This window comes from Paractinoplanes rhizophilus, assembly GCF_042664765.1.
Classification (GTDB): Bacteria; Actinomycetota; Actinomycetes; order Mycobacteriales; family Micromonosporaceae; genus Actinoplanes; species Actinoplanes rhizophilus.
The window spans coordinates 1-25,551 of record NZ_JBHTBJ010000029.1; the positions used below are offsets into that span (position 1 = coordinate 1).

Genomic DNA, 25,551 nt, shown 5'->3' on the forward strand with positions numbered 1-25,551 from the left:
CCGCGCCGCCGAGCAGATCGGCCAGCTCCTCGACCAGCTTGAAGTTGTCGGCGTTGCCGACGCCGCGACCGCCGGCGACCACGATCGACGCCTCGGTCAGCTCGGGGCGCGAGCCCTTCTTCTCGGCCACCCGCTCGACCACCTTGGTCAGCTTGTCGGCCTCCGAGACGGCGACGGAGAGCTGCTCGACGGCGGCCGACGCCGGCGCCGGTGTGGGGGTGGTGGAGTTCGGCCGGATCGTGATGATCGGCAGCCCGCGGGTGACCTTGGACGTCACCGTGGCCGAACCCGCGAAGATCGCCTGGGTGGCGGTGCCGTCCGCGTCGACCGCGACCGCGTCGGTGAGCAGCCCGTTGTCCAGCTTCACCGCCAGCCGGCCGGCGATCTCCTTGCCCTCCTGGGTGGAGGCGAGCAGTACGGCGGCCGGCTGCTTCTCGCGTACCAGCGAGGCCAGCACGGTCGCCTTCGGCGCTACCAGGTAGCCCTCGACGTCCTCGCCCGCGGCGACGTAGATCTTCTCGGCGCCGTACTCGGCGAGCTGGTCGGAAACCTCGCCGAACACCACGGCGGACGGCGACCCGAGCGTGCGGGCGAGGGTCAGCATCTCGAGCGTGACCTTCTTGACCCCGGCGGACGCGGAGGCCTCCACCACAACCAGAACTTCTGCCATGACAGCCTCCCTCTCAGACGAACTTCTCGGTGGCCAGGAACGCGACCAACTGCGCGCCGCCGTCGCCCTCGTCGGTGACCTTCGTGCCGCCGCTGCGCTCGGGGCGCGGGGCGAACGACAGCACCTGGCTGGTCGCGCCGGCCGCGCCCACCTCGTCGGCGGACACGCCCAGGTCGGCCAGCGACAGAGTCTGCACCGGCTTCTTCTTGGCGGCCATGATGCCCTTGAACGACGGATACCGCGGCTCGTTGATCGTGTCCCACACGCTCACGATCGCCGGGGTGGCCGCGGTGACCACCTCGTACCCCTCATCGGTCTGCCGCTCCGCGGTCAGCTGCGAACCGTCGACCGTCAGCTTGCGGGCCCCGGTCAGAGCCGCGATGCCCAGGCGCTCGGCGAGCATGTGCGGCATCACCTGCACCCGCCCGTCGGTCGACTCCGACCCGCACAGCACCAGATCGGCGTTCAGCGTGCCCAGGGCGGCCGCGAGAACCTTGGAGGTGGCCACCGCACAGGAGCCGTGCAGCGCGTCATCCTGCACGTGGACAGCCTTGTCGGGGCCCATCGACAGCGCCTTGCGGATCGACTCGGCCGCCGACGCCGGACCCATGGTCAGCACCGTCACCTCGCCGCCGTGCGCCTCCTTGATCTTCAAGGCCTCCTCGATGGCGTACTCGTCCATCTCGTTGATCACGTTGCTCGCCGAAGCCCGGTCCACCGAAAAATCCGCGCCGAGCGAGCGCGACGCACCGGAATCGGGCACCTGCTTCACCAAAACGACGATGTTCATCGCGCTACTTCGACCCTCCTGTTGTGAACGCACCGTTGCGGTCGGACCGCCAACCCGAAGGTTACCCGTCAGTAGCTTACGGGTGACGGCCACCCGGAGTGACACACCTCACCATGATGGGCTGAGGAGGTGTCGCATATGTCCGGCCAGCCAACCACGCTGCTCGACGGGCTCAAGGCGCCCGCCACCCATACTCCACCACGAATGTCCGCGCCCGGGCCGGACTCCCACCGTCGCTGCGGTCCCGACTCGCCGTGGTGCGCCTGCGGTCACCTTCGCGAGGCCTGCGTCAGTGACGAAGTCCGCATGATCTGGGCCTGCCTGCCGGACCGATCGGGCCGATAATCGAGCGGTGTTCGGTGCGCTGCGGCAATGGTTCGACCCCGAGAAGCAGCCGACCGTCGGCCGTACGCCCGACTATCGCTTCTCGCTCGCCAACGAGCGCACCTTCCTGGCCTGGATCCGCACCGGCCTCGCGCTGATCGCCGGCGGCCTGGCCTGCGCCCAGTTCCTGCCGCCGCTCGGGGTGGCGCACCTGCGCGAGGTCATCGCGATCGCCCTGATCCTGCTCGGCGGCGTCGTGGCGCTGCGCGCGGTCGACCACTGGGCCCGCACCGAGCGGGCCATGCGGCTGGGCCAGGAGCTGCCGGGTTCCAAGTTCCCGGCGATCCTGGCGCTGGCGGTCGCGGCCGGCGCCCTGCTGCTGGCGGTCGCGGTGATCATCAAGGCCGCCCGGTGAACGCGGCGGAAAAGCCGGCGAGGGCCGCCCGATGAGCGACCCGGGAGCGTCCGCCGAACGCACCCGGCTCGCCTGGCGCCGTACCGGATTGTCGGCCACCGCCGTCGCCCTGCTCGCCGCACGACCCGCCGTCCAACCCGACGCCGGCGTCGTCGCCTGGCTGGCCGCCGCGGCGGTCATGGCCGGCTGGGTCGCCATGATCGCCCTCGCCTACCGCCGCTCCCGCGGCCTGCGCCGCCTCCCGCCCCGGCCCGCCCGGCGGATGATTCCGGCCTACGCGCTGCTCGCCGCCGCGCTCGCGGCCCTCGGTGGCCTGGTTGTCATGCTCTGATCGTCGCCGGGACGCCCGGACCGAGTCATCATTGCCCTATGGTCCGGTTGTTCATCTTTCTGGCTGCCGTGCAGCTGGTCCTCTTTGTGCTGGCGCTGATCAGCGCGTTGTCGGCCGAGCGGGTGCGCAACGCGCCCCGTTTGGTGTGGATTCTGCTGATCCTAGTGATTCCCCTCGCGGGGCCGATCGCCTACTTCCTGTGGGGCCGGCCGGCGGCCGCGCCGCGGGAGGGCACGCCGATCCGCCGGACCAAGGCGCGCCCCTCCTCACCGGACGACGACCCCGACTTCCTGCGCTCGATGGACACCGAGCAGTCCCGCAAGGACCGCGAGACGCTGGCCCAGTGGGAAAAGGAGTTCAAGAAGCGGGAAGAGGAGAGCTAGGCGAGGTTCGAGCTCCTGGGATAGGCGTCCGCCGGGTCGGTCAGCACGTTGACCAGGTACGGGACGCCCGAGTCGAAGGCGCGGGCCAGGGCCGGACCGATCTCCGACGCCTTCTCGACGGTCTCGCCGGCACCGCCGAGCGCGCGCACGACGTCGTCGTAGCGCAGGCCGGGCTGCAGGTCGGCGGCCACGTCGTAGCCGTACATGGCGTTCATCGGGTGCTTCTCGAGGCCCCAGATGCCGTTGTTGCCGACCACCATGACGACCGGGAGCTGCTGCCGGACCAGCGACTCCACATCCATCAGCGAGAAGCCGGCGGCGCCGTCGCCGAGCAAGACGCAGATCTGCCGGTCGGGATAGGTGACCCGGGCCCCCATGGCGTAGCCCATGCCGGTGCCGAGGCAGCCGTACGGGCCGGGGTCGAGCCAGGTGCCGGGCTGAGCGGGCTCCAGATAGCGGCCGGCGTACGACACGAAGTCGCCACCGTCGCCGATGGTCACCGCGTCGGCGGCCAGGACCTTGCGCAGCTCGCCGTAGACGCGGGCCGGCTTGATCGGGTCGGTCTCGGCGGCCATCGCCTCGGCGTCGCGGGCCTTGCCCGCGTCCTCGGCCGACCGCAGCCCAGCGATCCACTCGGCATGGTCGACGACGGCGCCACCGTATCCTGAAATTTCGGTCAAAATCCGGTGGAGATCCCCCGCCGGCGACACGACCGGCGACACGTGCGAGGCCCGCTGCGAAGGGGCGTCCACAATGTGCACCACCGCGGCTTCGCCGAATTCCCCGAAACCCAGGCGGAAGTCCAACGGCGTTCCGATCACGCAGACCACATCGGCCTCGTTGAGCGCGGGCCGCCTCGCCTTGGCGAAGGCGAGCGGGTGCGACGGCGGCAACGCGCCCCGGCCCATCCCGTTGGCGAAGACCGGAATCTGCAGCGCCTCGGCGACGGCACGCAGCGCGGCGGTCGCGTCCCCGCCCCAGACGTCGGACCCCGCGATGATCACCGGCCGGGCGGCGCCGGCCAGCAGCGCGGCCGCCCGCGCGACCTCGTCCGGGTCGGCTTCCAGCACCGGCACCGCCAGCTCGCCCGGCGTGGCCGCCTCGCCGCTCGAGAAGACCACCTCGAGCGGCAGGTCGAGGAAGGCCGGCCCGCGGTGCGGGGTCAGGGCCGAGGTGAGCGCCGCACGGATCTCGCCGGCGATCGCGTTGGTGTCGGTGACCGTGCCGGCGTACTTCGTGATCGGGGCGACCAGCGGCACGTGGTCGAACTCCTGCAGGCTGCCCGAGCCCCAGCGGAACTGCGGCGCCCGCCCGCCGAGCACGAGCACCGGCGAGGCGTTGAAGAACGCGCTGGTCAGGCCGGAGATGCCGTTGGTGACGCCGGGACCGGCGGTGAGCACCGCGAGGCCGGGCCGCCGTTGCAGCTTGGCGACCGCCTCGGCGGCGAACACGGCGCTCTGCTCGTGGCGTACGTCATGGATCGGGAAGTTTTGCTTGTGGGCGGCGTCGTAAAGCGGGAACACGTGGCCCCCGGACAGCGTGAACATCTCGCGCACCCCGAACGACCGCAGCGCGGCCAGCGCCAGGTCGCCGCCGTGTCCTTCCACCGTGGAGCCATCGATCACTTCTGCCATGCCCGCCTCCGTCGCCGTGCCCGTCGCCAGCACGTTACCGGTCGGTACCACAAAGGTGAATCAGTCTCTGATCCCCAGTCAGTCTCTGATCCCCAGGAGGTCCGCGAGATCCCGCACGAGGTTCTCGGCGTCCACCGTCAGCGGTTCCGCGTTGCCGTACCCATATGCCACCACCAGCGCGACCAGCGGCACCAGGATCATCACGAGGATGCTCAGCATGATCTGAAGGAAGCGCACGAAACGTCCGCGGCGCCGTCGTGGCTTGCGCTTCGATGGCGCCGGCCGCCGCGCGGCCGGCCGGGTGCGAGGCGGCGGCGTCGCTTGCGGCGGCGGGGAAACGGGCCGGCTGACTGCCTTCACCGGCGACATCGCCCGGGTGTCGCTCCGCGGTGGCATTTCCGGCTTTTTCGGTACGGGTGGAGCACCGTCGAACCGCGGTTTTGCGGTCGCGACCGTGGCCTGCGGGTCCGGTGCCCAGTGCCCGTGATCGGCATCCGGCCACGGGTCGACGGCGGGCTGCAACCCGGTCGTGCCGGGCAGGTGGAGCGTCGCCCGGGCCACCCGCACGGTCTCCGCCTCGGGACGGCCGTGCGACACCAGCTTCAGCTCGGCGGTGGGGCCGGGCGCGGCCGCGCCGGTCGTCAGCATGGCGGCGTCGGCCAGGATGCTGCCCTCGGCGACCACCAGCTCGGGCTGCTCGATCGCCACCGGGGCCTCGCCGAGCTCGCGGTGCAGGAGGGTGGCGACCAGCGGGATCCGGCTCGCGCCGCCGACCAGGAACACCCCGGCCAGCCGGCCCTCGGGCAGATCGGCCCACTCGATCAGCTTCTTGGTGACCCGCACCGTCTGGTCGAGCACCGGGCGGGCCAGCTTCTCCAGCTCGTCGCGGGTCAGGTGGACCTCGGTCTCCAGCAGCGGCACCACGAAGTCGGCGGCCTGGGCGCGGGAGAGCCGCTCCTTGGCGATGCGGACGTCGTCCCAGAGCTGGCGGCGGGCGCGCCGCTCCTCGACCGTGGTGGGCTCGAGGATGCGCTGCCACTCGTCGGTGCGCAGGTGCTCGACGATGGCCGCGTCCACGTCGAGGCCGCCGATGTCGTCGCGGCCGTCGACGGCCATCACCTCGAAGCCGGCGGCGTTGCGGGCGACCACGCTGGCGTCGAACGTGCCGGCGCCGAAGTCGTGCACCACCACGACCGAGCCGATCGGCACGTCCCGGCCGAGGATCTCGGCGAAGTAGGTGGCGGCCGCGACCGGCTCGGCGACCAGGCGGGCGCCCTCGAGCCCGGCCCGGGCCGCGGCCTCGGCGAGCAGCGTGCGGCGGGCCGCGCCCCAGGTGGCCGGGCAGGTGAGGGTGACCTCCGGGCGCACCGGGCCGACCGCGCGGTGCCACTCCTCGGCGACCCGGGCCAGCACCGCCGCGATCAGGTCGACGACCGCGAACTCCTGCTCGCCGAGCAGCACCAGGCCGTCGTCGATGCGCCGCTTGGGGTTGGGCTCGAAGCGGGCCGGGTCGAGGCGTGCGCTGTGCACGGCGTCGCGGCCGACGGCCAGGGTGCCGCCGGCCTCGGCGAACACGGCCGACGGCAGCAGCGGCGAGCCATCGACCAGGATCGGGCGCGCCCGGCCGTCGGGCCAGCGAGCCACCGCGACGGTGTTGGACGTCCCGAAGTCCACGCCGAGGGCGTGCCGCTTCGGGCTCCCAGGGTCAGCGGCCATGACGCAGAGTCTAGGGGGTGCCGTCCGCTAGACGATCTTCCAGCGCGGGCGGTAATGCCACGTGCGCACACAGCGAACCAGGTCACCGTCGGCGGTGCGGGCGAAGGCCCTCGCGGGCAGGCAGTGGTCACCGACCGTGACCGGGCCTCCCACGATCGGACCCATCGGGCCGGGCGCCGGGGTGCGGGTCGGCCACGGCATCGGCGGCGCCCACCCGGGGACCGTCGTCGTGGTCACCACGATCGTCGGCTCCGGCACCCCGGGCAGCTTTGGGGCGGCGGTCGGGAGCGGAGCCAGGCCGGCACCGGGGCCCGGCCCTCCCGGCGGCACGGACAGGCCGGGCGGCACGGACAGGCTGGGCGGCACGGACAGGCTGGGCGGCACGGACAGGCTGGGCGGCACGGACAGGCTGGGCGGCACGGACAGGCGGGGCGCGGCGGCCGCGAGCGGGGCGGAGGAGCCGGCTCCCGGCGTGGCGGGCGGAGCCGGCGCGGGCGGGTTCGGGCCGGGTGAGTTCGGCGCGGATGGGTGCGGGGCGGGTCGGCCGGTGCGGGCCGGCCCCGGATCGCCCTCGCGGCCGACGGCCCGGTGGCCCGGGGTCGTCGCCGGCGGGGTCACGGGCCGGGCGGCGGACGGCGTGGGCAGGGTGTGGTGGCCGGCGTCGGCGGGTGGCGCGATCGGCGGCGCGGCCATCTGGTCGGGCGGAGCCGTCGAGCCGGTGCCGCGGCCGAGGATGAGCCAGCCGATCAGCGCGCAGAGCAGCGCCTGGCCGACGACGAGAGCGACCGCCACGCGCACGGTGCGGCGCACCGTGCCCGCGGCGGGTAACGACTCCACAACGACGGACTTTATGGCACCTGATCGATGGAAGCGAGGATCAGCGGCCGGTAAACGTAGGTTTACGCTTCGCCACGAACGCGGTGGTGCCCTCGATCCGGTCGTCGGTGGCGAACAGCGACGCGAACAACTGCGACTCCAGCGCCAGGCCGGAGGCGAGATCCATGCTCAGGCCGCCGTCGATCGCCTGCTTGGCGGCGCGCAGGGCCAGCGACGGGCCGGTCACGAACGGCCGGACCAGGGCCTCGGCGGTGGCGTAGACCTCGGCCGCGGGGGCGACGCGGTCGGCCAGGCCGATGCGCAGCGCCTCCTCGGCGTCGACCATGCGGCCCGAGAAGACCAGGTCCTTGGCGCGGGCCGGGCCGACCAGCCGGGCCAGCCGCTGGGTACCGCCGGCGCCGGGGATGAGTCCGAGCCGGATCTCGGGCTGGCCGAGCTTGGCGTCGTCGGCCACCACCCGCCAGTCGCAGGCCAGCGCCAGCTCGCAGCCGCCGCCGAGGGCGTATCCGGTGATCGCGGCCACGGTCGGCTTGGGGATCTGGGCGATCGAGTCGAACGCGCCCGAGAGCGCGCCGGCGCGAAGGGTCATGTCCTGGTAGCTGAGCTCGGTGAACTCGGTGATGTCGGCGCCGGCCGCGAAGACCTTCTCCCCGCCGTACACGATGACCGCCTTGACCTCCGCCGACCCGGCGGCGGAATGCGCGGCCTCTCTAAGCTCTTCCTGTACCTGGGTGTTGAGCGGGTTCATCGGGGGCCGGTCGATCCGGATGGTGCCGATGCCGTCGGTGGTCTCCAGCGTCACGAACTCGCCCACGAAGCACGCCTCCCTAATCTTGAGGGTTGTTCAGGGCCTACCTTGAGCTGCACCAAGCCGCAGGTCAAAGGCCCGTCTCCACCGCCCTGAACAACCCTCATCGGTTAAGCCGAAGCCTACGACGGGTACGGAGAGTGAATGACCACCTACTACCGGGACAGTGACGTCGTCGTCACCTCGGCGGGAGTCCGGGCGCACGGCCGCGAATACCCGCTGGCCGAGCTGCGGCAGGTCTGGCACACGCGCGGGCGCCGATCCTGGGCGACGATCGCCGGGCGGGGCGTGCTCGGCGCGGCGATCCTGCTGCCGATCCTGGTCGGCGCGCTCGGCGTGGGGACAGCGCTGGTGGCACACGCCTCGGCCGGGCTGACGGCCGGGCTGATCGGCGGCGGGATCCTGATCGGGCTGGCCACCGCGCCGCTGGCCGACATGCTGCTGGAACGGGTGGACCGCTCCTACGACCGGGGCAGCCGGCGGCGGGAGATCTGGGCCCGCACCCGGCGCGGCGACATCCTGCTGCTGAGCACGGCCGACGCGGCCCGCTTCGGCCGGATCTACCGGGCGTTGCAGCGTGCCCTCGAACCGTCGCGAGTTGATCGCTAGAGGCCCTGGTAGAGCTCGTCGATCTCGGCTCGGGTGGGCAGGGCGCTCGAGGCGCCGAGCTTGCGTACGCAGGCGGCGCCGGCCGCGTTCGCCCAGCGCACCGCCTCCATCAGGTCGCGGCCCTCGCCCCACGCCACCGCGAGGGCGGCGGTGAAGGCGTCGCCGGCCGCGGTGGTGTCGGTCGCCTCGACCACGAACGCGGGCACGGTCTCGTCGCGGCCGTCGCGCTCGGCGTAGCGGGAGCCGGCCCCGCCGAGGGTGAGCACGACCCGCGGCACCAGCGCCAGCAGGGCGGCCATGTCCGGGGTTTCCGAGCCGGTGATCGTCTGACCGGCGATGGTCCGGGCCTCGACCTCGTTGACCACCAGCAGGTCGACGTTGGCCAGCAGGTCGGCCGGCAGTTCGCGGGCCGGCGCGGCGTTGAGGATCGTGCGGGTGCCGCCGGCGCGGGCGGCCTTGCAGGCGGCGACCACCGTGTCGATCGGGATCTCGAGCTGGCAGAGCAGCACGTCGCCGCCGGCGATGACCTGCTCCTCGGCGGCGGTCAGATCGCTGAACGTGCGGTTGGCGCCGGGGGCGACCAGGATCGAGTTCTCCGCGCCCCGGTCCACCATGATGACGGCGACGCCCGAGGCGCCGTAGACGGTGCGGACGTGGGCGGTGTCGACGCCGGCGGCGTTGAGCCGGGCGTTCAGCGTGACGCCGAACGAGTCGGAGCCGATGGCGCCCAGGAACACCGCGTCGCCGCCGGCCCGGGCCGCGGCGATCGCCTGGTTGGCGCCCTTGCCGCCGGGCATCATCACGAAGTCGTCGCCGAGAACGGTCTCGCCGGGCAGCGGCAGCCGCTCGGCGATGCCGACCAGATCCATGTTGGCGCTGCCGGCCACCACGATGCGCGGCGCCATCAGGCCGCCACCCGCCCGGCGCGGCACGGCCCAGTCCCGCGGTCCCGAGTTTTGAGGGGCACTCCCGCGCCGCGCGCCCCAGCCCTTCGGGGCGACCCTGCTCTGGGCGGCGACCCTGCCTCGTGCGCCCCGGGCCCCATGGGCGTCCCGTCCTCGCGGGCGTTGGCCTTGACGGGCGCCCCGGCCTCGCGGCGATCGACGCCGGTCATGACGCGGCCCGCGCGGTGTAGCGGTCGCCGAAGCGGTCGACGGTCAGCGGCATGCCGAAGGTCTTCGTGAGGTTGTCGGCGGTCATCACCTCGCCGAGCGGGCCGGCGGCGACGATCGTGCCCTCGCGCAGCAGCATGCCGTGGGTGAAGCCGGGCGGGATCTCCTCGACGTGGTGGGTGACCAGCACCATGGCCGGCGAGTCGGGGTCGAGCGCCAGGCCGGCGAGGCGGGCGATCAGGTCCTCGCGGCCGCCGAGGTCGAGGCCGGCGCCCGGCTCGTCGAGCAGCATCAGCTCGGGGTCGGTCATCAGCGCGCGGGCGATCAGCGTGCGCTTGCGCTCGCCCTCGGAGAGCGTGCCGAACTCGCGCTCGAGCAGCGAGCCCATGCCGAGCTGCCCGAGCAGCTGCCGGGCCCGGGCGAGGTCCATCGGGTCGTACTCCTCGCGCCAGCGGCCGACCACCGACCAGGCGGCGGTGACCACGACGTCGATCACCCGCTCGCTGGGCGGCACCCGCTCGCCGAACTGGCCGGTGGACAGGCCGATGCGGGTGCGCAGCTCGTTGACGTCGGTGCGGCCGAGGCGCTCGCCCAGCACGTACGCCGTGCCGCGGGACGGGTGCAGCCGGCCCGCGGCCAGGTTGAGCAGGGTGGTCTTGCCGGCGCCGTTCGGCCCGAGGACGACCCACCGCTCGTCCAGCTCCACCTGCCAGGAGAGACTGCGGACCAGGAAGTTGCCACTCCGGATCACGCTGACCCGGTCGAAGGCGATGACGGTGTCGTCGTGGGGCGGGATTCGCACGGCAGGTTCGAGCACGGGACCATCAAATCACGTGTACGGGTCGGGCCCGGTCACCCGGTGGTCGACCCGAACACCTCGTCACGCACGGCGTCGAGGGCCGTATGCAGGGCGCCGTGCAGCACCGGCTCCGACTCCACGCCGGTGATGACCACCTTCGGGCTGACCAGGGTGATCGCCGCCACCTCGCGCTCGACCCGCTCGGCCAGGCCCGGGCCGCCGGCCTGGCTCACCTCGCCGGCCAGCACCACCAGCGGCGGGTCGAGGACCACGCAGGTCGCGGCCGCGCCGAGGGCCAGCCGCTCGGCCAGCTCGTCGAGGACCTGGTCACCGGCCTCGCCCGCGGCCACCGCCGAGCGGATCACGTCGGACGCCTCGTTGCCGCGGAAGCCGTACTTCTTGCCGATCGCCTTGACCGCGTCGGCGCCGGCCACCGTCTGGAAGCCGCCGCGCACGCCTCCCTTCTGCGAGCGCTTGCCCTGGTGGCGGGGCACCTCGGCGCCGGACACCGGCAGGTATCCGATCTCGCCGGCCGCGCCGGTGGCGCCCTGGTGCAGCTTGCCGCCGATGACGCTGGCCAGGCCGACACCCCGGCCGATCCAGATCAGCACGAAGTCGGTGGCGCCCTTGGCCGCGCCGGTGCTCCGCTCGGCCAGCGCGGCCAGGTTGACGTCGTTGCCGAAGACGACCGGGGTGCTCAGGTCGCGGCGCAGGTCGTCGAGCAGGCCGCGGTGCCACCGGGGCAGATCCCAGGCGAAGGAGATCTCGCCGCTCTCCGGGTCGACCAGGCCGGGGGTGCCGAGCACGACCCGGCGCACCGAGCTCATGTCGGTGCCGGCCTCGGCCGCCGCCTGGACCACCGCGTTGTGCACGACGCCGACCGGGTCGTCGGTGTCCTTGGTGGACTGCTCGACCCGGCCGACGATCGCGCCGGTGATGTCGGCGCAGGCGGCGACGACCCGCTCGGGGCCGACGTCGACGCCGATCACGTGCGCGCTACCCGGAGTGACGGCGTACAGCTGAGCGTTGGGCCCGCGACCGCCGGCCTGCTCGCCGACGCGGCGCACCAGGCCGCGCTGCTCGAGGCGCTCGACGAGCTGGGAGGCGGTGACCTTGCTGAGGCCGGTCATCTCGCCGAGCTGCGCTCGGGTCAGCGGACCGCGCGCGAGCAGCAGCTCCAGGGCCGCGCGGTCGTTGAGTGCGCGCAGCAGCCGAGGTGTGCCCGGAAGGCGGGTGGCGGCCATGTTTACTACCCCTAGTATTTAGGATTGTTTCCAGTTAGGTTACCGAGCCCCCGAAGTCGTGACCGCAGCGTAACGGTCGGCATCGTCGCCGTCCGCAGCACACGCCATCGACTCGGAGCGATCATGGCAGCTCGCGGGCACCCTGAGCCAGAGTTGCGTCACCGGAAGGACAACCATGGCGACCGACCACGGACTGCGCCGTCTCGCCCTCGGCACCCTGCTCGCCGCGTTTCCCGGCTTGGAGGCGCCCGATTGGGCGCTCGAGCTGCTGGGCGACGGGCTCGCGGGACACACCCTCTTCGGATTCAACATCGATTCGCGTACGCAGGTCGCCAAGCTCACCGCCGAGCTGCGGTCGGCGCGGGGTGACGCGCTGATCGCCATCGACGAGGAGGGCGGGGACGTCACCCGGCTGGGCCATCGGACCGGCAGCCCGTACCCGGGGAACGCGGCCCTCGGCGTGGTGGACGACGTCGAGCTGACCACCCGGGTGTACGCGGCGATCGGGGCCGACCTCGCCGCCGCGGGCGTCAACCTCGACCTGGCGCCGACCGTGGACGTGAACACGGCGGACGACAACCCGATCATCGGGACCCGGTCGTTCGGGGCGTCGCCGCCGCTGGTGGCGCGGCACGCGCGGGCCGCCGTCGAAGGACTGCAGTCGGCCGGGGTGGCGGCCTGCGCCAAGCACTTCCCCGGGCACGGCGCGACGCTCGCGGACTCGCATCTCGAGCTGCCGACCGTGGACGCGCCGTTGCCGGTGCTGCGCGAGCGCGACCTGCCGCCGTTCGCCGCCGCCCTCTCGGCTCGGGCGATCATGACGGCGCACATCCGGGTGCCGGCGCTGACCGGGGACGATCCGGCGACGTTCAGCCGGTTCGCGCTCACCGACGTGCTGCGCGGCGAGTACGGCTTCCGGGGCGCGATCGTCACGGACGCGCTGGAGATGAAGGGCGCGGCGCTGGTGGCCGGCGGGATCCCGCGGGCCGCGGTACGGGCGCTGGCGGCGGGCGCCGACCTGCTGTGCATCGGGGCGCGGGTGGACGCCGAGCTGGTCGCGGCGATCGTCGACGAGATCGTGGCCGGCGTCGGGGACGGACGGCTCGCCAGGAGCAGGCTCGAGGCCGCGGTGTCCCGTACGGCGGAATTGGCTCGGTGGAGCGCGACGCCCCACGCCCGGGGTGACCACGACGCGGGCCTGGGAATCGCGGCCGCCAGGCGCGCCGTGCGGGTGGAAGGTTCGCCGGCCGCGCTCGCATCGCCGCTGGTGGTGCAGCTGAGCTCGGGTCACTCGATCGCCGAGGGCCGGGTGCCGTGGGGCTTGCGGCCGCATCTCGGCGGAACCGAGCAGGTGGAGGTCGCGGCCGCGGCAACCTCACCCGCGGCGCTGATCGAGCGGGCGGCGGGACGGCCGATCGTGGTGGTGGGGCGGCATCTGCATCGTTCCGGCGACAGCCGCTCGCTCGTCGAGAAGCTGGCCACGGCACACCCGGTCGGGGTGGTGGAGATGGGCTGGCCCTCGTTGTGGCGGCCGGCCGGATGCCGGGCCTTCGTCACCACGCACGGCGCGAGCCTGGCCAACGGGCGGGCGGCGGCCGAGGCGCTCGGCCTGACTGCGTCCTGAGTCACTCCCGCCCTACTTGAACGCGTTCAAAGTTGTGCCCTAGGCTGAGAGCATAAGTTGAACATGTTCGAGAAAGGGCGGTCCGATGGACCCGAAGGTCTGGATGTACCTGCTCTATCTGGCGGTCAGCGTCGCGCTGACCGTGTGGGTGGCGACCACGCTCGCCCGCAACGGCCTGGTCTTCCTCGCCGACGTCTTCGAGGACGAACGACTCGCCCGCGCCGTCAACCAGCTCCTGGTCATGGGCTTCTACCTGCTGAATCTCGGCTACGTGGCGTTCGCGATGCGATCGAGCGCGACGGTGGCCGACGCCGGCGAGGCACTCGAGGTCTTCTCCATGAAGATCGGGCTGGTGCTGCTGGTGCTGGGCGTCCTGCACTTCTGCAACGTCTACTTCCTCGGCCGCTACCGGCGCAGTCGGATCCGGCAGCAGCAGGGGCAGCCGCCGCTTCCGCCCACCGGGCGGTTGCCGATGCACCCGCAACGGCCGATCCACCCGCAGATGCCGCCGCCGGCGCAGGCATGACGGGGCTCACCGCCCGGCCGCACACGGGGGCGGCCGGGCGGTGCCGCCGCGGGACACCAGCTCCGGGGCGGCCGCGGTCGCATCCTTCACCGTTCTCTTCGATGCCCGGTGCCCGCTGTGCCGTGCGGCGCGGCGATGGCTGGCCGCGCGGGCGCAGCTCGTGCCGCTGAGTTTCGCGCCGGCCGGGTCGGCGGAGGCGCGGGCGCTGTTCCCGGGGCTCGACCACGCGGCCACGCTGCGGGATCTCACGGTGATCGCGGACGACGGCACCTACTACATGGGAGACGGGGCCTGGCTCGCCTGCCTGTGGGCGCTCGCGGACTATCGGGCGATGGCGCTGCGGCTGTCCACGCCGCGCATGCTGCCGGCGGCGCGGCGGTTCATCGCGGCGGCCTCGGCGGTACGGGAGGCCGTCCGCTCGCCCGAACCGACGGGGACGGACGGTGGGGCCGGGCCGGGGCCGGTCGGCGCAGGTGGCGCGGCCGGGCCGGTCGGCGCAGGTGGCGTCGCCGGGCCGGGCACGGTTGAGGGCTCTTCGGAATCGATGAGGGGCGTCCGGCCGCCGGTGCCGACGGGGGCCGGCGACGACGACTACGGTGACCAATGTGACGACCGCTGCCACTGAGTCCGGCGACGAGCCCACGCCGCCCGCGCGGCGGGCCCGCGGCGAGCAGACGCGGCAGCTGATCCTCGAGACGGCACTGCGCCTGTTCCGGGAGCGGGGGTATGCGGAGACGACCATGCGGGCGATCGCCAAGGAGGCGGGGGTCGCAGTCGGGAACGCGTACTACTACTTCGACTCCAAGGAACACCTGATCCAGGGGTTCTACGACCGGAACCAGGCCGATCACCGGGCCGCGTCCGGGCCGGCGCTGGCCGGCTCGGCGGATTTCGCGGACCGGCTGCGCGGGGTGCTGCACGCGGGGATCGACGTGAACGCGCCGTACCACTCGTTCGCGGCGACGTTCTTCAAGAGCGCGGCCGAGCCGTCGTCGCCGCTGAGCCCGTTCTCGCGGGAGTCGTCGCCGGCCCGGGACGCCTCGATCGGGCTCTTCCGGGACGTGGTCGAGGGGTCCTCGGCCAAGATCGACCCGGAGCTTCGCAAGGAGCTGCCCGAGCTGTTGTGGCTCGGGTGGATGGGCGTGATCCTGTTCTGGGTCTACGACAAGTCGCCCGATCAGCGCCGCACCCGCCGCCTGATCGATGGGGCCGTTCCGCTGATCGACCGGCTGGTGGCGCTCTCGCGGCTGCGAGTGCTGCGGCCGGCCCTCCGGCAGATTCTCGCGCTGATCGAGAGCGTCCGCCGGGACGATTGATCACCGTACGTGATATTCCGGCTTGGTCACTCTGCGTAATGCTGTCGCGCCCTAAATAGCACCCTGCCCGGAAATTTCCGGATCTGTCGCCTGGATTGGGCTGGCCGAACGGTCATTTTGCCCACGCGGAGCTTCCGGGCCGACCACGCCGGCACGTAGCGTTATGCCCGCAGGTGGATCTGGGGACGTTGCGAGGTCTCGGGCTTCGGGACCGGCCCGAGTCCTCGCAACAAGGTCGGTGAGCCGGGTCGCGCGGGTCTACGGGAGCATTCCCCCGCCACCCGGCTCACGCCACCGGACCGTCGGGCCGGGCGCGGCCGCCGCTTGGCTGTCGGGCGCGGCACTCCGCTTGGCCTGGCGTGGCCACCTCCGCTTAGCTGCCGGACGCGGCCGCCGCGGGGCGGAAGTTGCGCAGCCGCAGGCTGTTGAGGACCACGAAAATCGAGCTCAGCGCCATCGCGGCCCCGGCGATCATCGGGTTCAGCAAGCCGGCCGCGGCCAGCGGCAGGGCGGCCACGTTGTAGGCGAAGGCCCAGAACAGGTTGCCCCGGATGATGGCCAGCGTGCGGCGGGAAAGACGCACGGCGTCGACCGCGGCGGTCAGGTCGTTGCGGACCAGCGTCAGATCGGACGCCTGGATCGCCACATCGGTGCCGGCGCCCATCGCCAGGCCGAGGTCGGCCTGGGCCAGGGCGGCGGCGTCGTTCACGCCGTCGCCGACCATCGCCACGGTGCGGCCCTCGGCCTGCAGGCCCTTGACGACGTCGACCTTTCCCGACGGCAGGACGCCGGCGAAGACCGAGGCGATGCCCACCTCGGACGCAACCGCCGACGCCACCCCGGGAGCGTCCCCGGTCACCAGCATCGGCTCGAGGCCCAGGCGCCGCAGCGCGGCTATCGCGGCGGCGCTCGTCGGGCGTACGGCATCGGCCAGCGCGAGCCACCCCACGGCCGCGCCGTCGGCCCGGACCTCGACCCACGTCGCGGCCTCGAGCGAAGCGGTCACGCCATCGCCCGGGAAAGTCGCGGCCCCGAGCGAGACGGTTGCGGCGTCGCCCGAGGCGGTTGCGGCGTGACCCCAGCCAGTCGCGGCGTCGCCCGAGGCGGTTGCGGCGTGACCCCGGCCAGTCGCGACGTCGCCCGAGCCAGTCGCGATGTCGTCGACGTGGAACAACGGCGACATCTCGGCGGGAGCGCCGGCCGCGATCTCGACGAGCACGCCCTCGACGCGGCCGCGGACGCCGACCCCGGCTGTGGCGTGGAAGTCGGTCACCGGCGGCAGCTCGCCGTTGGACCGGGCGGCCGCGACGATCGCGCGGCCCAGCGGGTGCTCGGAGGCGGCCTCGACCGCTCCGGCCAGGCGCAGGACGGCGTCGGGGTCGTCGGCCACGGCGGCGATCACGGACATCCGGCCGGTGGTCACGGTGCCGGTCTTGTCGAGGACGACCGTGTCGGCCCGGCGGGTGGACTCGAGGGCCTCGACGCCGCGGATCAGGATGCCGAGCTGGGCGCCGCGGCCGGTGCCGACCAGCAGGGCCGTCGGCGTGGCCAGGCCGAGCGCGCACGGGCAGGCGATGATCAGGACGGCCACAGCGGCTGTGAAGGCCTCGGTCGTGTCGTGGCCGGTGCCCAGCCAGAAGCCGAGCGTGCCGATGGCAAGGGCGATCACGACCGGCACGAAGACCGCCGAGATGCGGTCGGCCAGGCGCTGGACGGCGGCCTTGCCGGTCTGCGCCTCCTCGACCAGCCGGGCCATCTGGGCGAGCTGGGTGTCGGCGCCGACCTTGGTGGCGCGGACCGTGAGGCGGCCGCCGGCGTTCACGGTCGCGCCGGTCACCGGGTCGCCGGGGCGCACCTCGGCGGGGACCGACTCGCCGGTCAGCAGGCTCAGGTCGAGCGCCGAGACGCCGTCGACCACCACGCCGTCGGTGGCGACCTTCTCGCCGGGACGTACCAGAAAAAGATCGCCCACCCGGAGGCCGGACGCGGGGATCTGCTGCTCGTGGCCGTCGCGCCGCACGGTGACCGTCTTGGCGCCCAGTTCGAGCAGGGAGCGCAGCGCGTCACCGGCGCGCCGCTTGGCGCGGGCCTCCAGGTAACGGCCCGCGAGCAGGAACGTGGTCACGCCGGCGGCGGCCTCGAGGTAGATGGCGTCGCCGTCGCGAGCGGTGAGCGAGAACGGGTGGGTCATGCCGGGCATGCCGGCGTCGCCGAGGAACAGTGCCCACACCGACCAGCCGAAGGCGGCCAGGGTGCCGACCGAGACCAGCGTGTCCATGCCGGCCGCGCCGTGCCGCAGGTTGACCAGGGCGGCCCGGTGGAACGGCCAGCCGCCGTAGACGACCACCGGCGCGGCCAGCACCAGCGAGAGCCACTGCCAGGAGGTGAACTGCAGCGCGGGCACCATCGCGAGCACGATGACCGGAACACTGAGCGCGACGGAGATCAGCAGCCGGTCACGCAGCGGATCGGACGTGGCGGCGACCGGGGCGATCTTCTCGGCGGCCGTGTAGCCGGTTTTCTGCACCACGGCGATCAGATCTTGAGCACTGAGGGACGGCGGCACCGTCGCGCGAGCTTTCTCGGTGGCGTAGTTGACCGTCGCGGTCACGCCATCGAGCCGGTTCAGCTTCTTCTCGATGCGGCTGGCACATGACGCGCAGGTCATGCCGCCGATCTCCAGCTCGATGACGTGTTCCACGTTTCCACCCTATACCCCTTAGGGGTACTGCTGCCTCCTAAGACGTGGCGGACGAGGTCTTGACCAGGGTGCGGATCTGCCGCAGCAGAACCGACAGCGCGGCGAGCTCGGCGGGTGTGTCGTCGACCTTGCCCATCGCGTTGGACGCGCGGGCGATCGAGGCCGCGTTGACCCGCTCCCACTGCGACACCCGGTCCTCGGCCGTCGACGCGGCCGGCGTCGATTCCAGGACCTCGACGGTGAGCGCGGCCAGCGCCGCGTACAGGTCGTAGCGCAGCGCCATGCGGGCCAGCGTCTGCCAGCGGTCGCCACGCGGGAGCTTCGAGATGTGCGAGAGCAGCTGATCGATCTGGAACCGCTCGGACAGCACGAAGTAGACCCGCGCCACCTCGATCGCGTCGCGCCCGGTCGCCGCGCTCGCGGTGAGCACGTCGAGCAGGCCGAACCCGTAGTTCGCCCAGGTCACCCGCTCGGCCAGGTCGATCGGCACGCCCCGGTCGACCAGGGTGGCGACGTGCTCGTCCATCGACCGCCGCTCGATGCCGACCAGCACCGACGGCAGCTGCGGCAGCAGGTCGCGCACGCCTGAGCCGAGCCTGGTGATCTCGCCGGTCACGTCGATCGGCGAGCGCCGCGTGCTGACCAGCCAGCGCACGGCCCGGTCGAGCAGCCGCCGCGACTCCAGGAAGACCAGCGTCTGGGCCGACGTGGGCACCTTGTTGTCCAGCGCCTCGGCCGCCGCCCAGATCTCCCGCAGCCCGTACGCCTCGCGAACCACCACGTAGGCCCGCATCACGTCGGCCGCCGACGCGCCGCTCTCCTCCATGGCGCGATAGACGAACGACGTGCCGCCGTGGTTGACCACCTCGTTGACCAGCGCGGTCGAGATGATCTCGCGGCGGAGGCGGTGGCCGGCCATCCGGCCGGCGAAGCGCTCGCGCAGCGGCGTCGGGAAATAGCGCGCGAGCACGTCGTTGGTCCAGGGCTCGTCGACCAACTCGTCGGCGAGCACCTCCCGCTCGAGCGAGATCTTCACGTACGCCAGGAGCACCGCGAACTCGGGCGCGGTGAGCCCCACGCCCGCCTCGTAGCGCGCGGCCAGCTCGGCGTCCGTCGGCAGCGCCTCCAGCTCGCGGTTGAGCTGCCCGCTCTCCTCCAGCGCGGTCAGCATCCGCCGGTGCACCGGGAGCAGCGAGTGGGCCTGCGCCCGCGCGTTGCCCAGCGCGAACGCCTGCTCGTAGTTGTCGCGCAGGACCAGCGCCGCGACCTCGTCGGTCATCTGCGCCAGCAGCGCGTCGCGATCGGGGACGCTGAGCTCGCCCTCGGTGACCGCCCCGCCCAGCAGGATCTTGATGTTGACCTCGTGGTCGGAGCAGTCGACGCCGGCCGTGTTGTCGATGAAGTCGGTGAAGATGCGACCGCCGACTGTGCGGCCATCGGCGCCGGGAACCCCACCGGCACGAGCGAACTCGATGCGCCCGCGCTGGGTGAGGCCGAGGTTGCCGCCCTCGCCGACGACCTTGACCCGCAGCTGCGATCCGTTGATCCGGATCGGGTCGTTGGTCTTGTCGCCGACGTCGGCGTGCGTCTCGGACGCCGCCTTCACGTACGTGCCGATGCCGCCGTTGAACAGCAGATCGACCGGCGCCCGCAGGATGGCCCGCATCAGCTCGACCGGGCTGATCGCGGTGGCGTCGCCGAGGTCGAGAGCGGCCCGCACCTCGGGGGTCACCGGGATCGACTTGGCCGAGCGGGGATAGACGCCGCCGCCCGCGGACAACAGCGACGTGTCGTAGTCCGCCCACGACGACCGGGGCAGATCGAAGAGGCGGCGGCGCTCCGCGTACGACGACGCCGCGTCCGGGTCGGGGTCGAGGAAGATGTGCCGGTGGTCGAACGCGGCCACCAGCCGGATGTGCTCGGAGAGCAGCATCCCGTTGCCGAAGACGTCGCCGGACATGTCGCCGATGCCGACCACGGTGAAGTCCTCGGTCTGGGTGTCCACGCCCAGGTCGCGGAAGTGCTTCTTGACCGATTCCCAGGCGCCGCGGGCGGTGATGCCCATCTTCTTGTGGTCGTACCCGGCCGAGCCGCCGCTGGCGAACGCGTCGCCGAGCCAGAAGTCCTTGGCCACCGAGATCTCGTTGGCGATGTCGGAGAACGTGGCCGTGCCCTTGTCGGCCGCGACCACCAGGTAGGGGTCGTCGCCGTCGTGCCGGACCACGTCGTGCGGCGGGATGATCTTGCCGGCGTGGATGTTGTCGGTGACGTCGAGCATCGCGGTGATGAAGCGCTTGTAGCAGTCGACGGCCTCGTCGCGATCGCCCGGTTTCTGCTTGAGGACGAAGCCGCCCTTCGCGCCCACCGGCACGATCACCGCGTTCTTCACCGTCTGCGCCTTGACCAGGCCGAGGATCTCGGTGCGGAAGTCCTCGCGGCGGTCCGACCAGCGCAGGCCGCCCCGGGCGACCGCGCCGAAGCGCAGGTGCACGCCCTCGAACCGCGGCGAGTACACGAAGATCTCGTATTTCGGCCGGGGCTCGGGCAGGTCGGGGATGGCCTTGGGGTCGAGCTTGAACGCCACGTAGTTCTTCGGCCGGCCGTCCGGACCGCGCTGGAAGAAGCTGGTGCGCAGGGTCGCGCGCACGAGCGTGAGGTACGAGCGCAGAATCCGGTCCTGGTCGAGGCTGTCGACCTCGTCGAGCAGGGTGGTGACCCGCTCGACGATCTCGTCGGCCATCCGCGAGCGCTCGTCGGTGCCGACCTCCAGCGCCGGCGAGAAGCGGGTCTCGAAGAGCGTGACCAGCAGACGGGCGATCGCGGGATAGGCGATGAAGGTCGATTCGATGTAGCGCTGCGAGAAGACGCTCCCGGCCTGGCGCTGATATTTCGCGTACGCCCGCAGCACCACCACCTGGCGCCAGGTCAGCCCGGCCCGCAGCACCAGCTCGTTGAACCCGTCGACCTCGGCCTCGCCCCGCCAGGCGGCCGCGAACGCGTTCTCCACCTGCGGCCGGACCTCGGAGAGCTCGCGGTGCTCCGTCGGCGGGCGCAGGCCGAAGTCGTACAGGTAGATCGTGCCGTCGTCGCGGCGGATCTCGTACGGCCGTTCGTCGACCACCTGGACGCCGAGCGAGTGCAGCACGGGCAGCACCGCGGAGAGCATCATCGGCTCGCCGTACCGGTAGACCTTGAACCGCACGTCGTGGTCGTCGGGCTCGGGCTCGCCGCCCTTGCCCGGCCGGCGCTTGCGGTACAGGTGCATCTCGAGCTGGCCCTCCTCCTCGAGGAGCTCGAGCTTGGCGAGATCTTGCATCCCCTCGTACGGCGTGTGGCCGTCCTTGTAGCTGTCGGGGTACGCGTTCGCGTACCGGTTGAACAGCTCGCGGGCCGGCTCCTCGCCCAGCTTGCGCTCGAGCACCAGCGAGAAGTCGTCGTCCCACATGCGGGTCGCGTCGGCCAGCAGCTCGGCCAGCGCGTTCGGGTCGACCACGCCGGGCGGGTCGCTCGGGTCGGTGCGCACGATGAAGTGGATGCGGGCCAGCATCCGCTCGGTGACCCGGGTCGTGTAGTCGACGCCGATGCCGTTCAGCTCGCGGAGCAGGATCTCCTGCATGCGCAGCCGGTTGCCGGTGGTGAAGCGGTCGCGCGGCATGTAGATCAGGCACGAGATGAACCGGCCGTACCCGTCGCGGCGCAGGAAGAGGCGGAGCTGGCGGCGGCCGGCCATGCGGAGAACGCCGATCACCGCCTCGTACAGATCATCGGTCTTGATCTGGAAAAGCTCGTCACGCGGGTAGGTCTCCAGGATCTGGAGCAGATCCTTGCCCGAGTGGCCGCGCGGGGACAGGCCCGAGCGGTCGAGCACCTCCATCACCTTGCGCTTGACCACGGGCAGCTCGCGCACGCTGGTGCGATAGGCCGACGAGGAGAACAGGCCCAGGAATCGGCGCTCGCCGATCACCTCGCCGCGGTCGTCGAAGACCTTGACGCCGATGTAATCGAGGTATGCCGAGCGGTGCACGGTCGCCCTGGAGTTGGCCTTGGTGATCACCAGCAGGCGCTTTTCCAGGGCGCGCTGGTAGGCCTCGGTGGTCATCGAGGCGAGCCGGCGCGGGGTCGAGCCGCCGCGCAGGATGCCCAGGCCGGTGCCCGGCAGCGCCTTGAGCACGTCGCCGTCGAGGCGGTACTCGCGGTACCCCAGGAACGTGAAGTGATCGTGGGCCAGCCACTTGAGCAGCTCGATCGAGTCGGTGACGTCCTTGTCGGGCACCGGCAGCTTGGCGTCGGAGCCGCGCGCGGCGGCCAGCTCGTCGGCGATCACCAGGGCCCGCTGACGCATCCGCGGCCAGTCCTCGACCGCGTCGCGCACGTCGGTGAGCACCCGGCGCACCTCGTTGTGCAGCTGGTCGCGGGCCTCCTCGCGGCGGATCGGGTCGATCTCGATGCGGATCCAGCTCTCCACCAGGTCGCCGTCGATCGCGTCGTCGGGCTCGACGTCGGCGGCGAGCTCGGCCAGCGCGCCCAGCGGCTCGCGGCGCACCACGATCAGCGGGTGGACCAGCAGATGCACCTGGAGCTGGTGCGCGGTGAGCAGCGCGATCACGGAATCGACCAGGAACGGCATGTCGTCGGTGACGATCTGCAGGACGGTGTGGCACTGGGGGCCGCTCGGCGCCGTGATCGCGAGCTTCAGCTCGCCGGGCAGCCGGACCGCCGCCAGCTCGCGGTGGGCGATCGCCGCGTCGTACATCTCCTGCGCGGTGAAACCGACTAATTCCTCGTCCGGCGCGAATCGCCAGTACCGGCCGACCAGCGACGCCGTCGCATGATCGGCACCGGCCAATTCGACCGCCTGCGCCACCAGGCGCTCGCCGTTGGGCAGCGGCTCGTCGAGCTCGCCGTCATCGGCGGAGGTGCCCAGGCTGCCCGTCAGGGCGAGCCCGGGACCTGCGGAAAAGTCCAGCTCAGGGTCGGTTGTCGGGTCGGATTCCGGCGCTGCCTCATCGGCGACAGCCATGGCTTGGTGCTCCCCTCACCCACGACACTGTGGGTTCGAACGTGTCGAACAACAGCCTAGAACGACCCACCGACATCGGATCACACGCGTGCGGGATCGGGCGGTCTCGCATCCGGGCGGGGTGGCTACTGATGGGTACCGTTCCGTAGCATCGCTTCGGCGTTACCCGAGGAGAGGGGACCTCATGCTTGACCGCCGTGACCCGAGCCGCCGCCGCGCGGTGGCCCTCGCGGCCGCATCGACCCTGCTCGTGGGCGGCCTGGCGGCCTGCTCCAAGGACGGGCCGCAGAACACGGTCAAGGACTTCCTCGAGGGCTGGCGCAGCGGCAACCTGAGCTCGGTGGGTTTCGTGGCCGCCGACGGCAGCAAGATCAGCGCCAACGACGTGGTCGACCAGCTGCACACGCTCTCGGGCGACCTGGCCAAGCAGTCGCTGGTGCTGACCACGGTCGGCGAGCCCAAGACCACCGGGGACATCGCCTCCAGCACGATCAAGCTGGATTGGACGCTGCCCGGCGGCGCACCGTGGTCGTACACCAGCACGGTCCGCCTCACCAAGCAGAACAGCGACGGCTGGCGGGTGGTGTGGGAGCCGGCGATCGTGCAGAGCGAGCTGCAGAGCGGCGACAAGCTGGGCGTCCGCCGGGTGGCGTCGAAGCGGGCGCCGATTCAGGACGCGTCCGGCAAGCCGATCGTGACCCCGCGCGAGGTGGTCACCGTCGGGATCACCCCCTCCAAGATCACAAACTTGGCACAGTTGCGGAAGGACCTGGCCGCGGCCTTCAAGAAGATCAACGTGTCGGTCGACATGTCCAACCTCGCCGACCGGGTGAAGAACGCCGACGAGGGCGCGTTCATCGACCTCGTCACGCTGCGCCGCCCCGACTACAACAAGATCCGTGACGCGGTGCGCCCGCTGCCCGGGACGGTCTTCCGCGAGGAGACGCGCGACCTCGCGCCGACCCGGGCCTTCGCCCGCGCGCTGCTCGGCACCGCCGACCAGGCGACCCGCGAGGACATCGACGCCAGCCCGGAGACGATCGCCCAGGGCGACGTGGTGGGTCACGGCGGGCTCCAGCAGCGGTACGACCCGACGCTGCGCGGCACGCCCGGGGTGTCCGTGGTGATCGCCCGCGAGGCGGCGGACGGCACGGTCAGCGACACTCAGCTGTTCAGCACCAAGCCGGTGGACGGCAAGCCGGTGAAGATCACTATCGACGAGAAGACCCAGACCGCCGCCGACGCGGCACTCGCCACGCAGAAGCAGCCCAGCTCGCTGGTCGCCATCCGGGTCAGCGACGGCGCGGTGCTGGCGGTCGCCAACGGTCCCGACGGCGGCACGGTCGACACCGCGCTCACCGGCCAGGTGCCGCCCGGCTCGACGTTCAAGACCGTCTCGGCGTATGGCCTGCTGTCGCGGAAGGCGGTCACGGCCACCTCGGTCGTCGCCTGCCCCAAGACCGCGACGGTCGACGGCCGGGAGTTCAAGAACTCGGGCGGCGAGGTGCTCGGCAACGTCCAGTTCCACGTGGACTTCGCGAAATCCTGCAACACCGCGTTCGTCGGGCTCGCCCCGAAACTGGGCGCCGAGGGCCTGCGGGAGGCCTCGGCGGCGCTGGGCCTGGGCGAGAAGTGGGACCTCGGCGTCGAGGCATTCAGCGGCAAGGTCTCGGCCGCCGGCACCCCGACCGAGCTGGCCGCGGCGACGTTCGGCCAGGGCGCGACGGCGGTCAGCCCGGTCGCGATGGCGTCGGTGGCGGCCTCGGTGGCGCGCGGTCAGTTCAAGCAGCCCAAGCTCCTGCTGGACCCGGCGCCGGCCAAGCCGGCCGACGACGGGCTTCCGCTGGACGAGGGCGCGGCGGCCGCGTTGCGCTCGATGATGCGAGAGGTCGTGACCGGGGGTACGGGCACCGCGCTCAAGGACGTGAAGGGCAAGCCGGTCTTCGGCAAGACGGGCACGGCCGAGTTCGACGAGAAGTTGAAGGACACGCACTCCTGGTTCATCGGATACCAGGGGGACGTGGCCTTCGCGGTGATGGTGCAGAAGGGCGGGGCGGGCTCGGAGGCCGCGGTCCCGATCGTGGAGACCTTCCTGAACGCGCTGAACAAGTAAGGGCTCGGACGCGCCGAACGAGTAACGGCCGGGCCGGGCCGCCGCTGCGGGCGGCGGTCAGGCGATGTCGGCCGGGGAGCCGGAGCCCACGTCGAAGGCCGGGCGCTGGGCCGGCAGCGAGAAGCCTTCGTCGGCCGGGCGGGGATGGTCGTCCGCCGCGCGGGGGCGGAGCATGCCGGGGCGCGTGGCCGGCAGGGGCTTCGAATCGAGCAGCGGCGCCTGACCCAGCGGGCGGGTGACGAACGCGACCGGATCGCCGGTCGGCTCGGGCTCCGGCGTCTCCGGGGCCGTCGCGAGCTCGTCGACGTTGTCGTCGCCGGTCTCGACATTGTCGCCGCCGGTCTCAACACTGTCGCCGGTCTCAACACTGTCGTCGCCGGTCTCGACGGCCGCCTCCGGCGTGGCAACATCGTCGATCTCGCCACCCGTCACGCCCGGGTCGGACAAATCCGAAATTTCGGTTTTGGCAGACAGCTTCGAGGAAACCGCCTCGGTGAGCGGATCGTCGACAGTCTCGGCGGACGCTTCATCGGCCGGCTCCGACGGGTCATCGGCATCTGGACCATCCGGGCGCGCATC

At 72.2% G+C, this 25,551-nt stretch carries 20 protein-coding genes; 9 read left to right on the forward strand and 11 right to left on the reverse strand.

The window, feature by feature from the left end; translation table 11 throughout:
- Both ACFQS1_RS29225 and ACFQS1_RS29230 read right to left on the reverse strand, forming a co-directional pair.
- The coding region (locus tag ACFQS1_RS29225) for an electron transfer flavoprotein subunit alpha/FixB family protein (protein WP_378974533.1) at nucleotides 1-670 on the reverse strand (670 nt) is incomplete at its 3' end.
- A gap of 13 nt (nucleotides 671-683) precedes the next feature.
- Nucleotides 684-1,460: an electron transfer flavoprotein subunit beta/FixA family protein gene (locus ACFQS1_RS29230; RefSeq protein WP_378974536.1), complete on the reverse strand. Its 777-nt coding sequence runs from the start codon at nucleotides 1,458-1,460 to the stop codon at nucleotides 684-686.
- A 352-nt stretch (nucleotides 1,461-1,812) separates the two neighbouring features.
- Here ACFQS1_RS29230 and ACFQS1_RS29235 point away from each other — a divergent pair, with 352 nt between their 5' ends.
- The 3 genes from ACFQS1_RS29235 to ACFQS1_RS29245 are packed head-to-tail and all read left to right on the forward strand — an operon-like array spanning nucleotide 1,813 to nucleotide 2,913.
- Complete coding sequence (locus ACFQS1_RS29235; RefSeq protein ID WP_378974539.1) at nucleotides 1,813-2,199, forward strand: YidH family protein; 387 nt, start codon at nucleotides 1,813-1,815, stop codon at nucleotides 2,197-2,199.
- 31 nt (nucleotides 2,200-2,230) lie between these two features.
- Nucleotides 2,231-2,530, forward strand: a complete 300-nt coding sequence (locus ACFQS1_RS29240; RefSeq protein ID WP_378974541.1) for a DUF202 domain-containing protein — start codon at nucleotides 2,231-2,233, stop codon at nucleotides 2,528-2,530.
- Between the two features lie 38 nt (nucleotides 2,531-2,568).
- Nucleotides 2,569-2,913: a PLD nuclease N-terminal domain-containing protein gene (locus ACFQS1_RS29245; RefSeq protein WP_378974544.1), complete on the forward strand. Its 345-nt coding sequence runs from the start codon at nucleotides 2,569-2,571 to the stop codon at nucleotides 2,911-2,913.
- Here ACFQS1_RS29245 and ACFQS1_RS29250 read toward each other — a convergent pair.
- The 4 genes from ACFQS1_RS29250 to ACFQS1_RS29265 form a co-directional block, all read right to left on the reverse strand.
- Complete coding sequence (locus ACFQS1_RS29250) at nucleotides 2,910-4,547, reverse strand: acetolactate synthase (protein WP_378974546.1); 1,638 nt, start codon at nucleotides 4,545-4,547, stop codon at nucleotides 2,910-2,912. The two genes, ACFQS1_RS29245 and ACFQS1_RS29250, sit on opposite strands and share 4 nt — an antisense overlap.
- Before the next feature lie 78 nt (nucleotides 4,548-4,625).
- Nucleotides 4,626-6,263 (reverse strand): Hsp70 family protein, encoded by a 1,638-nt coding sequence (locus ACFQS1_RS29255; RefSeq protein ID WP_378974549.1) that lies wholly within the window; start codon nucleotides 6,261-6,263, stop codon nucleotides 4,626-4,628.
- Between the two features lie 27 nt (nucleotides 6,264-6,290).
- Nucleotides 6,291-7,100 carry a hypothetical protein gene (locus ACFQS1_RS29260; RefSeq protein ID WP_378974551.1) on the reverse strand — a complete coding sequence of 270 codons (810 nt, stop codon included), beginning with the start codon at nucleotides 7,098-7,100 and terminating at the stop codon, nucleotides 6,291-6,293.
- Nucleotides 7,101-7,140: 40 nt separating this feature from the next.
- Entirely contained in the window at nucleotides 7,141-7,914 is a 774-nt protein-coding gene (locus tag ACFQS1_RS29265; protein WP_378974553.1) for an enoyl-CoA hydratase/isomerase family protein, read from the reverse strand.
- 138 nt (nucleotides 7,915-8,052) lie between these two features.
- Between ACFQS1_RS29265 and ACFQS1_RS29270 the strand changes: the two genes are divergently transcribed.
- Nucleotides 8,053-8,517 carry a DUF6232 family protein gene (locus ACFQS1_RS29270; RefSeq protein WP_378974556.1) on the forward strand — a complete coding sequence of 155 codons (465 nt, stop codon included), beginning with the start codon at nucleotides 8,053-8,055 and terminating at the stop codon, nucleotides 8,515-8,517.
- On the opposite strand, the gene ACFQS1_RS29275 is transcribed toward ACFQS1_RS29270, so the two are convergent.
- The 3 genes from ACFQS1_RS29275 to ACFQS1_RS29285 all read right to left on the reverse strand — a co-directional run bounded on the left by ACFQS1_RS29275 (nucleotide 8,514) and on the right by ACFQS1_RS29285 (nucleotide 11,672).
- Nucleotides 8,514-9,425 (reverse strand): ribokinase, encoded by a 912-nt coding sequence (locus ACFQS1_RS29275; protein WP_378974738.1) that lies wholly within the window; start codon nucleotides 9,423-9,425, stop codon nucleotides 8,514-8,516. The genes ACFQS1_RS29270 and ACFQS1_RS29275 overlap by 4 nt on opposite strands.
- A gap of 202 nt (nucleotides 9,426-9,627) precedes the next feature.
- Nucleotides 9,628-10,446 (reverse strand): ABC transporter ATP-binding protein, encoded by an 819-nt coding sequence (locus ACFQS1_RS29280; RefSeq protein WP_378974558.1) that lies wholly within the window; start codon nucleotides 10,444-10,446, stop codon nucleotides 9,628-9,630.
- Nucleotides 10,447-10,481: 35 nt separating this feature from the next.
- Nucleotides 10,482-11,672, reverse strand: coding sequence for an ROK family transcriptional regulator (locus ACFQS1_RS29285; protein WP_378974561.1), 1,191 nt, complete (start codon nucleotides 11,670-11,672; stop codon nucleotides 10,482-10,484).
- A gap of 175 nt (nucleotides 11,673-11,847) precedes the next feature.
- On the opposite strand from ACFQS1_RS29285, the gene ACFQS1_RS29290 reads away from it, so the two are divergent.
- The 4 genes from ACFQS1_RS29290 (at nucleotide 11,848) to ACFQS1_RS29305 (ending at nucleotide 15,138) form a co-directional block, all read left to right on the forward strand.
- On the forward strand, nucleotides 11,848-13,296 hold the full coding sequence (locus ACFQS1_RS29290; RefSeq protein ID WP_378974563.1) for a glycoside hydrolase family 3 N-terminal domain-containing protein: 1,449 nt from the start codon (nucleotides 11,848-11,850) through the stop codon (nucleotides 13,294-13,296).
- Between the two features lie 85 nt (nucleotides 13,297-13,381).
- Nucleotides 13,382-13,822: a hypothetical protein gene (locus ACFQS1_RS29295; protein WP_378974566.1), complete on the forward strand. Its 441-nt coding sequence runs from the start codon at nucleotides 13,382-13,384 to the stop codon at nucleotides 13,820-13,822.
- 40 nt (nucleotides 13,823-13,862) lie between these two features.
- A complete protein-coding gene (locus ACFQS1_RS29300; protein WP_378974568.1) occupies nucleotides 13,863-14,447 on the forward strand; it encodes a thiol-disulfide oxidoreductase DCC family protein in 585 nt (194 codons plus the stop codon).
- On the forward strand, nucleotides 14,428-15,138 hold the full coding sequence (locus ACFQS1_RS29305) for a TetR/AcrR family transcriptional regulator (RefSeq protein ID WP_378974571.1): 711 nt from the start codon (nucleotides 14,428-14,430) through the stop codon (nucleotides 15,136-15,138). Before ACFQS1_RS29300 ends, ACFQS1_RS29305 begins: the two co-directional genes overlap by 20 nt.
- A 373-nt stretch (nucleotides 15,139-15,511) precedes the next feature.
- Here ACFQS1_RS29305 and ACFQS1_RS29310 read toward each other — a convergent pair whose 3' ends face one another.
- Entirely contained in the window at nucleotides 15,512-17,839 is a 2,328-nt protein-coding gene (locus ACFQS1_RS29310) for a heavy metal translocating P-type ATPase (protein ID WP_378974573.1), read from the reverse strand.
- Nucleotides 17,840-17,876: 37 nt separating this feature from the next.
- On the reverse strand, nucleotides 17,877-22,859 hold the full coding sequence (locus ACFQS1_RS29315; protein ID WP_378974575.1) for an NAD-glutamate dehydrogenase: 4,983 nt from the start codon (nucleotides 22,857-22,859) through the stop codon (nucleotides 17,877-17,879).
- A gap of 184 nt (nucleotides 22,860-23,043) precedes the next feature.
- Here ACFQS1_RS29315 and ACFQS1_RS29320 point away from each other — a divergent pair, with 184 nt between their 5' ends.
- The gene (locus tag ACFQS1_RS29320) at nucleotides 23,044-24,972 is read left to right on the forward strand and encodes a penicillin-binding transpeptidase domain-containing protein (RefSeq protein ID WP_378974578.1); all 1,929 of its coding nucleotides are present in this window, start codon (nucleotides 23,044-23,046) and stop codon (nucleotides 24,970-24,972) included.
- Nucleotides 24,973-25,551: the final 579 nt, after the last annotated feature.

Coding starts and splice junctions, on each gene's coding strand:
- ACFQS1_RS29230 (WP_378974536.1), bottom strand. CDS start 1,460: ATGAACATCGTCGTTTTGGTGAAGCAGGTGCCCGATTCCGGTGCGTCG.
- ACFQS1_RS29240 (WP_378974541.1), top strand. CDS start 2,231: ATGAGCGACCCGGGAGCGTCCGCCGAACGCACCCGGCTCGCCTGGCGC.
- ACFQS1_RS29245 (WP_378974544.1), top strand. CDS start 2,569: ATGGTCCGGTTGTTCATCTTTCTGGCTGCCGTGCAGCTGGTCCTCTTT.
- ACFQS1_RS29250 (WP_378974546.1), bottom strand. CDS start 4,547: ATGGCAGAAGTGATCGATGGCTCCACGGTGGAAGGACACGGCGGCGAC.
- ACFQS1_RS29255 (WP_378974549.1), bottom strand. CDS start 6,263: ATGGCCGCTGACCCTGGGAGCCCGAAGCGGCACGCCCTCGGCGTGGAC.
- ACFQS1_RS29270 (WP_378974556.1), top strand. CDS start 8,053: ATGACCACCTACTACCGGGACAGTGACGTCGTCGTCACCTCGGCGGGA.
- ACFQS1_RS29285 (WP_378974561.1), bottom strand. CDS start 11,672: ATGGCCGCCACCCGCCTTCCGGGCACACCTCGGCTGCTGCGCGCACTC.
- ACFQS1_RS29290 (WP_378974563.1), top strand. CDS start 11,848: ATGGCGACCGACCACGGACTGCGCCGTCTCGCCCTCGGCACCCTGCTC.
- ACFQS1_RS29295 (WP_378974566.1), top strand. CDS start 13,382: ATGGACCCGAAGGTCTGGATGTACCTGCTCTATCTGGCGGTCAGCGTC.
- ACFQS1_RS29315 (WP_378974575.1), bottom strand. CDS start 22,859: ATGGCTGTCGCCGATGAGGCAGCGCCGGAATCCGACCCGACAACCGAC.
- ACFQS1_RS29320 (WP_378974578.1), top strand. CDS start 23,044: ATGCTTGACCGCCGTGACCCGAGCCGCCGCCGCGCGGTGGCCCTCGCG.